Origin of the sequence: Kitasatospora arboriphila (assembly GCF_039528095.1) — a bacterium.
Classification (GTDB): domain Bacteria; phylum Actinomycetota; class Actinomycetes; order Streptomycetales; family Streptomycetaceae; genus Kitasatospora; species Kitasatospora arboriphila.
This window is the reverse complement of record NZ_BAAALD010000058.1, coordinates 36,403-49,932: the sequence shown is the minus strand read 5'-3', so window position 1 is coordinate 49,932 and position 13,530 is coordinate 36,403. Positions and strand designations below refer to the sequence as shown.

The 13,530-nt window shown below is 72.3% G+C and carries 11 protein-coding genes and 1 pseudogene; 9 read left to right on the top strand and 3 right to left on the bottom strand.

Annotated elements, in window-relative coordinates; all coding sequences use genetic code 11:
• Nucleotides 1–295 precede the first annotated feature (295 nt).
• The 3 genes from ABD353_RS26025 to ABD353_RS26010 form a co-directional block, all read right to left on the bottom strand.
• Nucleotides 296–1,270 carry a recombinase family protein gene (locus ABD353_RS26025; RefSeq protein ID WP_344626102.1) on the bottom strand — a complete coding sequence of 325 codons (975 nt, stop codon included), beginning with the start codon at nucleotides 1,268–1,270 and terminating at the stop codon, nucleotides 296–298.
• 412 nt (nucleotides 1,271–1,682) lie between these two features.
• The gene (locus ABD353_RS26015) at nucleotides 1,683–3,107 is read right to left on the bottom strand and encodes an RtcB family protein (RefSeq protein ID WP_344626101.1); all 1,425 of its coding nucleotides are present in this window, start codon (nucleotides 3,105–3,107) and stop codon (nucleotides 1,683–1,685) included.
• 81 nt (nucleotides 3,108–3,188) lie between these two features.
• On the bottom strand, nucleotides 3,189–3,632 hold the full coding sequence (locus tag ABD353_RS26010) for an archease (protein WP_344626100.1): 444 nt from the start codon (nucleotides 3,630–3,632) through the stop codon (nucleotides 3,189–3,191).
• An 88-nt stretch (nucleotides 3,633–3,720) separates the two neighbouring features.
• On the opposite strand from ABD353_RS26010, the gene ABD353_RS26005 reads away from it, so the two are divergent.
• The 9 genes and pseudogenes from ABD353_RS26005 to ABD353_RS40525 all read left to right on the top strand — a co-directional run.
• Entirely contained in the window at nucleotides 3,721–4,569 is an 849-nt protein-coding gene (locus ABD353_RS26005; protein ID WP_344626099.1) for an HAD-IIA family hydrolase, read from the top strand.
• A gap of 97 nt (nucleotides 4,570–4,666) precedes the next feature.
• The gene (locus ABD353_RS26000) at nucleotides 4,667–5,794 is read left to right on the top strand and encodes a CapA family protein (protein WP_344626098.1); all 1,128 of its coding nucleotides are present in this window, start codon (nucleotides 4,667–4,669) and stop codon (nucleotides 5,792–5,794) included.
• 138 nt (nucleotides 5,795–5,932) lie between these two features.
• Nucleotides 5,933–6,454 (top strand): nucleoside-triphosphatase, encoded by a 522-nt coding sequence (locus ABD353_RS25995; protein WP_344626097.1) that lies wholly within the window; start codon nucleotides 5,933–5,935, stop codon nucleotides 6,452–6,454.
• Complete coding sequence (locus tag ABD353_RS25990; protein ID WP_344626096.1) at nucleotides 6,451–6,816, top strand: hypothetical protein; 366 nt, start codon at nucleotides 6,451–6,453, stop codon at nucleotides 6,814–6,816. The genes ABD353_RS25995 and ABD353_RS25990 overlap by 4 nt, the downstream gene beginning before the upstream one ends.
• 491 nt (nucleotides 6,817–7,307) lie before the next feature.
• Entirely contained in the window at nucleotides 7,308–9,443 is a 2,136-nt protein-coding gene (locus tag ABD353_RS25985; RefSeq protein ID WP_344626095.1) for a SpoIIE family protein phosphatase, read from the top strand.
• 280 nt (nucleotides 9,444–9,723) lie between these two features.
• Complete coding sequence (locus ABD353_RS25980) at nucleotides 9,724–11,067, top strand: serine hydrolase domain-containing protein (RefSeq protein ID WP_344626094.1); 1,344 nt, start codon at nucleotides 9,724–9,726, stop codon at nucleotides 11,065–11,067.
• 293 nt (nucleotides 11,068–11,360) lie between these two features.
• Nucleotides 11,361–11,627, top strand: a complete 267-nt coding sequence (locus tag ABD353_RS25975) for a hypothetical protein (protein WP_344626093.1) — start codon at nucleotides 11,361–11,363, stop codon at nucleotides 11,625–11,627.
• A gap of 3 nt (nucleotides 11,628–11,630) precedes the next feature.
• Nucleotides 11,631–12,908, top strand: a complete 1,278-nt coding sequence (locus ABD353_RS25970) for a M14 family zinc carboxypeptidase (RefSeq protein WP_344626092.1) — start codon at nucleotides 11,631–11,633, stop codon at nucleotides 12,906–12,908.
• Nucleotides 12,909–12,991: 83 nt separating this feature from the next.
• Nucleotides 12,992–13,117 (top strand): annotated as a pseudogene (locus tag ABD353_RS40525) (exodeoxyribonuclease III); the annotation flags it as partial.
• Nucleotides 13,118–13,530: the final 413 nt, after the last annotated feature.

Here is a 13,530-nt window from a genome sequence, read left to right as displayed (position 1 = left end):
GTGACCGCCTCCGAGGTGATCGCCGACCTGACCGAGCTGACCACGCCGTGAACCCTCGCGACCTCACCGCCCCCCGGGGGAAAGGCCGCCCGTGACCACGACCACCGCCGAGGAGGAGCTCCAGCGACCGCCCGCCGAGGTCCGGTACGCCGAGGAGCGGGCGGCATTGCACCCCGAAGACCGCGACCCGTGCTGGCGCTGGGAGCTGAGCCTGCGCGGTCCGCCGGTTCATCGTCGGCGACGAGGCCGCCGGCATCGCCCGCAAGTTCGTCGGGGGTCCCGACGGTCCCGCGCATCACGCGCCCGACGCCGAGCTTTCAGCACACTTCGTCTGTCGTACTCGTGCTTCGAGTTCGGCGGGCAGGTACCAGCCTTCGATGGTGGGTGTCATGTAGAGGCGGGCCTTGAGACCGAGAAGGAGTTGGCGGCGCCTTTCCTGGTCGGCACGGCTCCAGGCGTCGGCGAAGGTCTGTCCGGTCTCGACCTCGACCCAGGCGGAGGGGCGTTGTGGGAGGGCGGCGAGGCGGCGGCGTTCGTCGACGAGGGTTTCGAGGGCTTCGGAATATTCGTCGTCGCCACCGGGGTAGTCGAACAGGTTGCGGCGTTTCTCCTCCCGGAGATCTTTCATGGCCTGGGTGTCGAAGCCTGCGGCTTCCAGAGCCGTAGCGATCATCCACTGGCTCTGCCCTTCCAGGAGCAGCTTGCCCATGTAGCGGACGGCCTCGGAGGTGACCGGGTCCGGTTCGAGGGTGCGCCCGCCGCCGGGACGGTCCACGATGCGGTACCCGTACGGTGGCTGCCCGCCGGCCCAGCGGTCCGTCTTCCGCAGGTGCTTGTGCGCCGCCGTGACCATCGCCTTGATCCGCTTGAGCTCCATCTCCGCGAAGATCGACGCCAGCATCAGGAACACCTTCGCCAGCTCGTTCCCGAACGACGACTCGCGGCCCTTCCGGTAGTCCAGCGTGATCCCGTCGTCCGTGAACACCAGGACCTTGTGGTTCTCCTCCGCCCAGTGCGCCACGTCCGCGCAGTCCTTAGCCGACCGGAACGCCCGGTCCACCTTCGCCCACACCAACGCGTCCCGCTCACCCTGCCGCTCGGTGAGCCACGGGCCCAGGTCCGGCTGCTTCCACGGCGTGATCTCCGCCGAGACGTCCAGGTCCTCGAACGACCCGACAACCTCCCACTCCTTTGACAGCGCATGCCGCGTCGCCGACTCGGCCTGCACCAGATGCGAGACCTTGCCCTCATCCCCGTGCGTGTCCGACACACGCGAACCCACCACGCCCGAACCGGCACCGAAGCCGTCATGACGCTCACAGGAGGTCCCCTACCGCCCAGGCCAGCGAGCACCCTCGAACAGGCTGCGCTCGAACGGGTGGACCTTTTTCGAAGATGCGTCTCTTCGCTGGCGCATCGATTACCACATCGCCTCCGCCGGCCTGGCCGCCCGCACCACCGACGCCACCGTCGAACGCGCCGCGGCCCACGCCGAGCGCTGGTCCGACCACGCCCCGGTCACCGTGTTCTACGACCACGGAGTCTGACGGTCCGTCTCGGACCGGGTCCCCGGCGCCCGCCGGGCGTTCTTCGCGAGGAGTCGTCGTGTCCGTCCCCGTGCGGCACCGTCCGCGCGACCGGCGACGGTCGTCGAGGCCGCGTACGGCGCGCCCTTCGGCCCGTCACCCCTTCAGCACCCCGAGCGGGACCAGCCGGGCGACGATGCGGCTGAGCCCGTTGCGCTCACTGGCGGTGACGACGGCGTCGACGTCCTTGTAGGCCTCCGGCGCCTCCTCCGTCGCACTGCGCCACGAGGTCGGGCGGGCCGACACGCCGGCCGCGACCAGCTCGGCGCGCAGGTGGCGGATGTCGATCTCGCGCTGGGCGCGGTGGCGGCTCCAGACCCGGCCCGCACCGTGGCAGGAGGAGTCGAACGCCTCGTTCCCCGGCACCCCCGCCAGGACGTAGGACGCCGTGCCCATGGTGCCGGGGACGAAGACCGGCTGCCCTGCCCCGGCGAGGTCGGCCGGCAGGTCCGGGTGGCCCGGCGGCAGAGCCCGGGTGGCACCCTTGCGGTGGACGCAGAGCAGTCGGCGCTCTCCGTCCACCTCCTGGCGTTCCAGCTTGGCCAGGTTGTGCGACACGTCGTAGAGCAGGTCCAGACCGTGGCCGGTGTGCTCCCGGAACACCGCTCGGGCGGCGTCGGCCAGCAGGTGGCGGTTGGCGCGGGCGTAGTTGGCCGCGGCGGCCATCGCCCCCAGGTAGTCCCGGGCCTCCGGGGAGTCCACCGGGGCGCATGCCAGCTGCCGGTCGGGGACGGAGATCCCCCGGCGGTGCATCACGGCCTCCATCCGCCGGACGTGGTCGGTGCAGATCTGGTGGCCCAGGCCGCGCGAGCCGCAGTGGATCATCACGCAGACCTGATCGGTGCGCAGACCGAAAGCCCGGGCGCATGCCTCGTCGTAGATCCGGTCGACGGCCTGGACCTCCAGGAAGTGGTTGGCCGAGCCCAGGCTCCCGACCTGGCCCGCCCCGCGTTCCAGCGCGCGGTCGCCGACCTGCGTCACGTCCGTGACGTCCACCGCCCCGCCGTCCTCGCAGCGGTCGAGGTCGCGCGGCACCCCGTGCCCCATGTCCACCAGGTAGCGTGCGCCGCCGCGCAGCAGGTCGGCCAGTTGCCGGCGCCCGGCGGGCCGCCACAGGCAGCCCCGCCCGAGGCCGCGTGGGATCAACGGGTCCAGCCGGTCCATCAGCGCCGGCAGCACCTCGCGCACCGTGTCCCGGTCGAGCTCGCTGGTGAGCAGCCGGACCCCGCAGGAGATGTCGAACCCGACCCCTCCCGGAGACACCACACCGCCGGCCGCGACCTCCGTGGCCGCCACCCCGCCGATCGGGAAGCCGTAGCCCCAGTGGATGTCGGGCATCGCGTAGGAGGCCCGGACGACACCCGGCAACGAGGCGACGTTCGCGACCTGTTCGAGTGCGCGGTCGCCCTCGTCGAGCGGCAGCAGCCCGTGCGGGGCGAAGACCACCCCCGGCACCCTCATCACGCCGCTGCGCTCGATCCGGTAGCGCCAGGGGGTCTCCTCCACCAGTCGGACGTCCATGTCAGCCGATGCCTCCTCGGCCCCGTCACGCTCATGTGCCGTGGTGGCGCTCGTCCGCCGCGTGCCCGGGCCGCGCGCCGGTCAGACGTCCAACGTCACGTGGCACCGCCAGCCCCCAGCCGCTTCCCTCGTCATCCGCAGTCCGTGCAGGGACACCGCCTTCGGCACCGCGCCGACCTGCTCGACCAGGGCACTGTCCACCATGGCCAGCCGCATCCGCACGGCCGTCCCCGTGCGCCGGACCGACACCCGGGCCGGCAGCTCCCCGGCCGTCTCCGCCCGGAAGATCATCTCCTCCAGCGCCGAGACCAGCAGCCGCTCGTCGGTGTCGTCGGCCAGCTCGTACTCCCGCTCGGTGCGCACCGCCTCCGGCGGGATCTCCGCGAAGCCCCCGACCGCCCCGCGGACCGCCTCCGCGACGCACTCCTCCCGCTCCGGGGCCCATGCCTCGACAGCCAGATCCCCGGTGTGCGGCACGGTCCGGTGACCGGTGCCGCCGGGAGCTGCGCCCTGTGCTCCACTCACGCCACCAGTCTTCCCCCCGAACGGGGCCCGGCGGTAGTCCGGGGAACCGGAACGTGCCGCACGGCCGGGTCGGCGCTACGGTCGGCCCATGCGGCACCGCACCACGACGACCGTCAGCGCGGCCCTGATCGACATCGACGGGGTGCTCACGCTGTCCTGGAAGCCGCTTCCCGGCGCTGTCGAGGCGCTGGAACGGCTCCGAGATACGGGGCTGCCCTTCCTGCTCCTCACCAACACGACCTCGCGCACCAGGGCCTCGATCGCGACGGCCCTCGTCGGTGCGGGATTCCCGGTCTCGGCCGAGTCCGTCCTCACTGCACCCAGCGCCACCGCGGCCTTCCTGGCGGAGCACCATCCCGGCGCCCGCTGCATGCTGCTCAACAGCGGTGACGTCCGGGAGGACCTGACCGGGGTGGCTCTGGCCGAGGACGACGAAGCCACGGAGGGGGAGGACGTGGACGTCGTCCTGGTCGGCGGTGCCGGACCCGAATTCGGCTATCGCGCCCTCAACCGCGCGTTCGGCCACCTCCAGCGGGGAGCCCGTCTCGTCGCCATGCACCGCAACCTGTACTGGCGCACCGACCGTGGCCTGCAGCTCGACGGCGGCGCCTTCCTGGCCGGCCTGGAGCAGGCCTCGGGTCAGCGGGCCGAGGTGGTCGGCAAACCCGCTGCCGCGTTCTTCGCCGGGGCGCTGACCCGGCTGGGAGTCGAGGCGGACCGGACGCTGATGGTGGGCGACGACATCGAGTCCGACGTGCTCGCCGCCCAGCGCTGCGGCATCGGCGGCGTCCTCGTGAGGACCGGGAAGTTCCAGGGCCGTACGCTCCGCGACGCCGACGGAACCCCCGACCACGTCCTCGACTCCGTCGCCGATCTGCCGGGCCTGGTGGCGCGGTTGGCCCACGGCGTGTCTTCAAAGGCGATCGGGCAGCCATAGGGGCGCGTGGGGCACCTGAATCGACCACCCCACTGTCCTTTGAAGACAAGCCCTGGCTTGGCCTCTCCTCCGGAAGGAGAGGGCCTAGCGTTGAAGCGTGGACGCCGACGTCGTGACGCTGTTCCTCTGCGGGGACGTGATGCTCGGGCGCGGTGTCGACCAGATCCTGCCGCACCCGGGTGCTCCGCGGCTGCGGGAGCCGTACGTGCGGGATGCGCGGGACTATGTCGGGTCGGCGGAGGCCGTGAACGGCCCGATCCCCCGCCCGGTCGACTTCTCGTGGCCCTGGGGCGAGGCCCTGGCGCTGCTCGACCGGGCCGCGCCCGACGTCCGGGTGCTGAACCTGGAGACGAGCGTCACCCGGAGCGACGACTTCGCGCCGGGCAAGGACGTGCACTACCGGATGGATCCGGCGAACATTCCCTGTCTGGCCGCGGCCCGGCCCGACGTCTGCGTACTGGCCAACAACCACGTGCTGGACTTCGGTGTCCCCGGGCTCCGGGAGACGCTGGCCGCTCTGGCAGGCGCGCGGTTGCGGACGGTGGGAGCGGGGCGGGACGCGGACGAGGCCCGACGGCCCGCGATCGTCGGAACCGACGGCGGCCGCCGAGTGCTGGTCTTCGCCTTCGGAACCGCGTCCAGCGGGATTCCGTCGAGCTGGGCCGCGTCCGAGCAGCGGGCCGGCGTCCACGTCGTCTCCGAGGCGTCGAGCGCCGACGCGGCCGAGGTCGTCGACCGGGTGCAGCGGGTCAGGCGGCCGGGCGACACCGTGGTCGCCTCGGTCCATTGGGGTTCCAACTGGGGCTACCAGGTCTCCCGGGAACAGGTGCGCTTCGCGCACACGCTGATCGACGGTGGTGTCGACGTGGTGCACGGGCACTCCTCGCACCATCCCCGTCCCGTCGAGCTCTACCGCGGACGGCTGATCCTCTACGGGTGCGGCGACTTCATCGACGACTACGAGGGCATCGCCGGCCACGAACAGTACCGGGACGACCTGCGGCTGCTGTACTTCGTCGCGGTGGAGCCCGACAGCGGGGAGCTGGTCGGTGTACAGATGGCACCCGCACGGGCTCGCCGGATGCGGCTGGAGCGCGCCTCCTCCGAGGACTCGCAGCACCTGCGCGACACGCTGGACCGGATCAGCCGCGGCTTCGGCGTACGCGTGGGTTCCGGGCCGAACGGCATGCTGGCGCTCCGTGCCGCACGGGGGAAGGAGGCGTGACGGGAGGACCTCCCGGGGCCTTCCCCCTCCCGCACCCCCGCGAGCGGATCCACGCCCCGCCCTCGGGGGACCCTGCCCGTCATCCGGGTGGGAGGCTGGTAGGAGGGCCTGAGCGCCGACGACCGATCCGAGCACGTGATGCCCACGAGGATTCTGCTGGAGGGGCGCCCCGGCAGCGGGAAGACGACCGCGATCCGCCGGCTGGCGGCGCTGCTGCACACCCGGGAGGCCGTCGGCTTCACCACGGAGGAGATCCGCGAGGGCGGCGCCCGGGTCGGTTTCGCGTTGGAGACGCTGACGGGCCACAGAGGTGTGCTCGCCCGGATCGGCTTGCCGGGGCCTTTGCAGGTCGGACGGTACGGCGTCGACACCGGAGTGATGGAACGGCTCGCGGTGCCCTCGCTCGCGAGGCCGCTGGAGCCCGGCACGCTCGTGCTCGTCGACGAACTCGGGCGGATGGAACTGGCGTACTCCCCGTTCCGGGACGCCGTCCGGGCCGTGTTCGCGGCCGATGTGGACGTGGTCGCCACCGTGCACGCACAGCACGGCCCCTTCACCGACGTCCTCAAGCACCGTCCCGACGTCGAGCTGATCCGGCTGACCCGGGCGAACCGGGACCTCCTCCCGGAGCGGCTGGCGACGCGGCTGGAGGGACGGTGAGCGGCACGGTGCCCCACCGGGGCCGGGCCGGCGCCGCGGTCCTCCGGCGACGCGACGACTGGCGGGCCGGGTTCCTGACCGCCTCCGACCGGTGGGCCGAGCGCGCCGACCGGTGCGCCGATTGGACCGGCCGGGGCGTGGAGCGGTGCCGCCGATGGGCGCGCGAGGGCTCGCAACGGCCCGGGGAGCTGGCACCGCCGTCGTGGTTCTTCCTCGCCCTGCCGTTCGGCACCAGCTGGTACCGGGTGACGGGTGGCGCTGCGCGGGCCTGGTGCGGACTGGCCCGCCCGCTGTGCCGGATCGTCGCCGGAGCCCTCTCCGGGGTGCTCACCGCCTTGGCCCTCGTCCTGTCACGGCCGTGACCAGGAGACGACGCACGTGGTCACGGCGACACCGGACGCCCGAGAGCCGGCCGGCGCCCTCAAGCAGCACCGGACGAGCAACCACGCGGCCTCCCGGAGAGGCCTGCGCCGTGGTGCCGGGGAGAGTGGCGCTCCCGCCGACCGTTGCCGCAGGGCGAGCCAGGCACCCGTCGAGCCACGGGTTCTCCAGGTTTCAGCGATCACCGGCATGCCGTGCTCGTTGCTCCGCCCGCCCCGTGCCGGTTGCCGTCTCCGCCCGGCTTTCGCCTGGAGGACCGGCACGAGGCCTGAACCACGGCCCACACGTCGATGCCGAGCCGTCGCCCCCTGGATAGACTGACCAAGCGTTCCAGGAACGGACCGGCGCCGGCGGCGGAGCACTCATGCGCCTCGTTGCCGTACCTGTACGCCGCTCTCCGTGACCGCACGGCGATGGCAAGCCCGTCGCGGATGATCCGGCAGCGGGCCATCGATCGGACGGGAGCCCTGCCATGGCGAACACGTCCAGGTCTCCGGACGGCCACGACCCCGAGATCACCCTCCCCGTGTCCGCCCGCGCTCCTTCGCCGTCGTCGGGCTCCCCCGGTGACACCGAGCCGACTGCGGCCAACGACCGGCTGGCGCTCAACGGCATGGGCAGCTTCGACTGGGACCTCGACAAGGGCACCTACCACCTCGACGACGTCGGCCTGGAAGTGTTCGACCTACGGGCCGACGAGTTCGACGGAGTGCCCGCGTCACTCTCCGCCAGGGTGCTGCCGACGGACAGCGAGCGGCTCGACAACGCCGTGTCCCTCGCGCTGCGGGAGGGGCACCTGACCTTCGCGTCCTATTTCCGCCTGGTCTGCCGCGACGGAACCCTGCGCTGGGCCCACACGCAGGGGCGCATCCTGCGCGACCCGCAGGCGCACCCCTACCGCATCGTCGGCATCGTCCGCAACGCCGAGGAGGAGTTGGCCCACGCCGAGGGGATGCGTACGCTCGCCGCTGACCGGCGCCGCCAGACCGACTCCGTGCGCGCCACCACCGAGGCCCTCGCCCGCGCCATCACCGTCCGCGACGTGACCAACGTGCTGACCGACAGCGAAGGGCTGCGACGCTTCGGGGCGGACGGGCTGGCCCTCGGGCTGGTGGACGGGGACGTCATGCGCCTCGTCGCCGTGACCGAGCAACCGTCCGCGGAGCTCAGGGCCCGGGACGACCTGTCGCTGACCCACTTGGAGGACGGGCTGCCGCTGTCCGAGGCCGTGCTCACCCGGCGCGCGCGGTTCGTCGGCACCCGCGAGGAGCTCACCACCCGCTACCCCCGCCTGCTGCCCTACGCCGAGGAGATGGGGATCGAGGCGGCGGCCTTCCTGCCCCTTGCCGCCCAGGCCCGCACCATCGGCGCACTGGGCCTGTTCTACCGGGGCAGGCACCACTTCAGCACCGAGGACCGCAACATCTGCATCGCGCTCAGCAGCGCCGTCGCGCAGTCCCTGCAACGCGCCATGCTCTTCGACCAGGAACGCGAATTCGCGACCACGCTCCAGACCACCATGCTGCCGCGCCGCATCCCCGAGATCAACGGCGGTGAGGTGGCCGTCCGCTACCGCGCCGGCCGCAGCGGACGCGAGGTGGGCGGGGACTGGTACGACGTCATCCCTCTGCCGGGTCGGCGGGTGGGTCTCGTGGTCGGCGACGTGGAGGGACATGACAGCCACGCGGCCGCCATCATGGGCCAGTTGAGGATCGCTCTGCGGGCCTACGCCACCGAGGGGCACACTCCCGCCACGGTCATGGCCCGCGCGTCCAGGTTCCTCGCCGATCTCGACACCGAGCGGTCCGCGACGTGCATCTACGTCGACGCCGACCTGGAGACCGGAACCCTGCGCATGGTGCGGGCCGGCCACCTCGAACCACTCGTGCGGCACAGCACCGGCCGTACCGGCTGGGCCGGCGTCCGCGGTGGCCTGCCGCTCGGCCTGGCCACGGTCTTCGGCCAGGACGGCTACCCCGAGACCCGTCTCGACCTCAACCCCGCGGACACCATGCTCCTGTGCACCGACGGCATGGTCGAACACCCCGGTCGGGACATCGCCGACGGCATCGAAGCGCTCGCCGCCGCCATGCGCGCCGGCCCGCTCGGCACCGAGGCGCTTGCCGACCACCTCTGCGGCGGCGACCCGAGCCGCCTCGGCAGCAGCGACGACGTGGCGCTCCTGCTGCTGCACCGCGCAGCCGGACCCGGCGCCCGCGCCACCCGGCAGATGACCCAGCACGTCCACCAGGCAGATCCGGAAGGGCTGGCGGAGACCCGTGCCATGCTCCGCCAGGCCCTGGCCGCGTGGGGTGCGACCGACTTCGCGTCCGACGTCGAACTCACTGCGGACGAACTGATCACCAACGCCCTGGTCCACACCGACGGGGGCGCACTGCTCACCATCGAACTACGGGCCGGGACCGCCCCCTGCATCCGCCTGGAGGTCCAGGACCGCTCCAGCGTCCTGCCGCGCCGCCGGACTCCCGGCGAGACCGCCACCTCCGGCCGCGGCCTGCTGCTGGTGGACGCCCTCAGCGGGAGCTGGGGCGTGGAGCCGCTCGGCAGCGGAAAGAACGTCTGGTGCGAATTCCCGCTGGCGGTTTGACCGTCTGACGACAGTTCACCTGCTCGGCCACTCGCCCGTCCACGCGGCCGCCGACGGCTCGACTTCGCCCGCCCCCTGAAGAAACTGCGCCGAGCATGGACGGAAGAGGCAAGTCAAGCCCCTTGATGCCGATGTGATTCACCGTCACCCCCGCTGTTCGACCGGGCGGCCCGGTCCTCGGGGCGCACGGTCGATGACCCTCCGGAGGACGAGGCGCAGGGGGTGCGGCAGATGGGACCGTGGTGCCGACGGCCCGGGGCCGGGCCGGAAGGGGGGCACCATGACCATCGTTCAGGCTCGAACACCGCACCGGCGCGGCCGGTTGGGGACGCGGCTCGCTGCCGTCGCCCTGGCCGGTGCCACCGCCGTCACGCTCGCCCCGACAGCGGCGGTGGCGGCGGGAGGGACGGGCGCATCGGTGTCCGGAACCGGGTCCGCGGAGGAACGACGGCCCCGCGTCGACGGACAGCAGGAGCTGCGGGACCTCGTGGAACGCGGGGGGACGACCGCCGCGCTCGCGGAGATCCGGTTCGCCGGCCGCCCCCAGTGGCGGGGCGCCGCCGGGACCGCCGACCTGGCCACCGGGCAGCCGGCCCGGGCGGACGGCCGGTTCCGGATCGGCAGCGTGACCAAGACCTTCGTGTCGACGGTCGTCCTCCAGCTGGTCGGGGAGGGCCGGCTCGGACTGGACGACCCGGTCGAACGGCACCTGCCGGGGGTCGTCCCGAACGGCGCAGCGATCACCGTGCGGCAACTGTTGAACCACACCAGCGGCCTGTTCAACTTCACGGAGGACGAGCGGTTCCTGGTCAGGAACGAGGCCGACCTGCAGGATTTCGCGTACGGCGGGTGGCGTTACCGCGACTACCGCCCGCAGCAGTTGGCCGCGGTCTCCGCCGAGCACGCGCCGTACTTCACGCCGGGGCAGGGCTGGCACTACTCCAACACCGACTACGTTCTCGCCGGGATGATCGTCCAGAAAATCACCGGGCGCACCTGGCAGCACGAGGTCGAGCGCCGGATCGTCCGGCCCCTGCACCTGGACGACACGACGTTCCCCGGCTCCGAGACCGGCCTCGGCGGTCCGCACGCCCGCGCGTACCTCGACATGCCGGCGGGGCCGGCCGACATCACCCGGCTCGACCCGACCGTCGTGGACGCGGCCGGCAACGGCATCTCCACCACCTCCGACCTCAACCGCTTCCACGCCGCACTGTTCGGCGGGAAGCTGCTGCGGCCGGCCGAGACGGCCGCGCTGACGGACACGGTGCCGACCACGATCGAGGGCGCGCGGTACGGGCTCGGCGTGGTCCGGATCGACCTGGGACCGGGCTGCGAGGCGGCCTGGGGCCACGACGGCAGCCTCCCCGGCTGGAGCACCCTGCTGCTCGGCAGCCGGGACGGACGGCGGCAGTTCGCACTGTCGACCAACCCGTACGTGGGCAAGGACGACTCGGCGAGCGGGGATGCGATCGGCTCGCTCATCGTCAAGACGCTGTGCGACCCGGGGACGGCTGCGGGCGCCGTCGCGGGTTCCACCGCCGAAGCGGTCCCGGCTCCGAGGACCGTCCCCCGGACCGGCCCGGACCTTCGCGTCGAGGGCGGCGGCCCGTCCGCCCGCTGAACCCCGGCTGAACCCCGCCGGGCGGCGGCCGCCGGCGGTTGGCGTCCGGGGCCCGGTGTGCCAGGCTGAAGGAGTGCGTGGGTTCCCCGCACCCGACGGCGGGAACCCCGGCTCTGGTGTTCCGGAATTGTCACCGTCCGTCACCCGGCCTGATGCGGGCCGGCGGTGACCCTGTGTACCCGGCGCTCCGGTCGGCCGGGCCCGGAGGCGCCGCCGGACGCGGCGGGCAGTCCCGGCCCCGCGCTCACGCACCGCATCCGCAGAGCGGGGCCGCCGGCAAGGTGGTGAGTGTCGTGAGCCTGGTTCAGATCGAAGGCTCCGAGGAGGTCCTGCGTGCCGTGCAGGGCATTCCGGAGCTCCACCTGGTGCGTTCGAGCCTGGAGGCCCGTTCCGACTACCGGTACAAGGTCGCGGCGTACGCGTCCGACCAGGCGGTCGAGGCGGCGGTCGCGCAGGGTGCACAGGTGACGGTGGTGCTCTCCTCGGAGGGCGTCGACGAGCACCACGCCCGGATGTCGGCCGTGATCGGCCAGGGGTACACCGAGCGCGGGGAGGTGTGAACGATGCCCCCGCCCTACGCCACACCGACCGTGCCGCAGACACCGGCCCAGATCGAGGCGGCACTCGCCGACCTCGCGGCCACGTTCCCCGCCCTGTGCACGCTCGGTGAGTTCCCGCATCGCAGCGTCGAGAACCGGGAGATCCACTTCATCCGCATCGCGAACGCACCGCAGAACGGCCGTCCGGCCGTGGTGCTGACCGGTGGCGTTCACGCACGCGAGTCCGCGCCGCCGGACGCGCTGGTCCACTTCGCGCAGAATCTCCTGGTGAGCCGCACCACCGGCACCGACATCGTCTTCCCCGCGAGGTCCTGTCGGCCGCTACCGGCCGGGCCGACGGTGAACTACCCTCCGTTCACCATCCCGGCGGTCGAGGTGGAGCGGATCCTGAACGGCGTCGACCTCTACGTCGCACCGCTGATCAATCCCGACGGCCGGCTGTTCGACCAGCTGAACCCGCCGTCCGACCCGATCGGTGCCGGCTGGCGCAAGAACCGGCGGCCCCACCCCAACCCGGCCAGGGTCGGAGTGGACATCAACCGCAACCACGACATCGCCTGGAAGTTCGAGGACTACTACGACATGGGGGTCTACCTGTCCTTCTACCAGGACGGCCCCGCCTCCACCGACAGCAGGGCGGAGACCTACCGGGGACCGTCCGCGGCCTCCGAACCGGAGACCGCGAACGTGCAGTGGCTCATCGACGACGCCAGGGCCACGTACTTCGTCGACGTCCACCAGTTCGGCCGCAAGGTCCTGCTCTGTTGGGGCATCGAGGACAACGGCAGCGACCCGTCCATGAACTTCTCCTCCCCCACCTGGACGAGCAAGCGGGACGGCCTCCGCCCGGGCAGCCCCGGCCTGCCGCCGGACCGCCCCGACTACCAGGAGTTCGTCAGCAACGCCCCGCCGCACTTCGTGCGCAAGACCCTCGTCACCATCGCAAGTGAGATGCGCGACGCCATCCTGCGCAGCGCCGGCGTGGACCCGACCGTCAGCACCGCGAAGCCCCAGCGCACCCACTCCACCTACGACGTCGGCCAGAGCGCCTCGCTGTACCACCCGCTGGGCGGACCGGTCACCGGCACCACCGACGACTACGCCTTCCGCCGGCAGTTCGACGACCCGACCAGGGCACCGGTCTTCGCCTTCACCATCGAGACCGGGCACGAGGAGGAGTCCGGGTTCCACCCCGACTACGACAGCCCGCCCGGGCACTATGCAAAGATCGAACGGGAGGTGCATGCGGCACTCGTGGCCCTCTGCAACTTCGCTGCCTGAGCGCCGAGTTGCCGGATCCGGAACCAGTACCGGGTCGCACACGCTCGAACGGGTACACCTGCTCGGAAAGCGGTTCGTTCCGCTGGCGCATCGACTACCCTGACGGCCAGCCCGGGCCTCGCCGCCAGTGCGCCGACGCGTACGTCGAGCGGGCCGCCTCCCACGGCGAGCGCTGGTCCGACCACGCACCGGTGACCGCCGTATTCGACTTCGGCCAACTCCATTGGTGTTCGGAGAAGACGGAGCGCCTCGGTGAGGTCTCCTCGGGCCACGGCACATCCGACCGGGGCAGAGCCGGGGTTCGCTTGCCCGTCACCACATCGCACACCACACGGCGACGGTCACATTGCTCGCGCGGGAGAGACCGGACGCCGCTCAGGGAGGCGACTCGGTTTGTAGAGATCGGATGGGCCGGCCTCGGTCCGGACCGTGGTGCTACGAGCCCGGCCGGGGAATCGGCAGGCTGTCAGGGCAAGGACGGCGGACGGGCCGCCCTGGCTCCAGTTCAGCGGGCTCTCGCCGCCGCGGCACTGCTGGGACGGACTGTCGATCACCCGGACCAGGCCGGTGGACCTCTGGTAGCAGGCGTGGATCCGGCCGGAGCCGTCCGGGATCGAGGCCC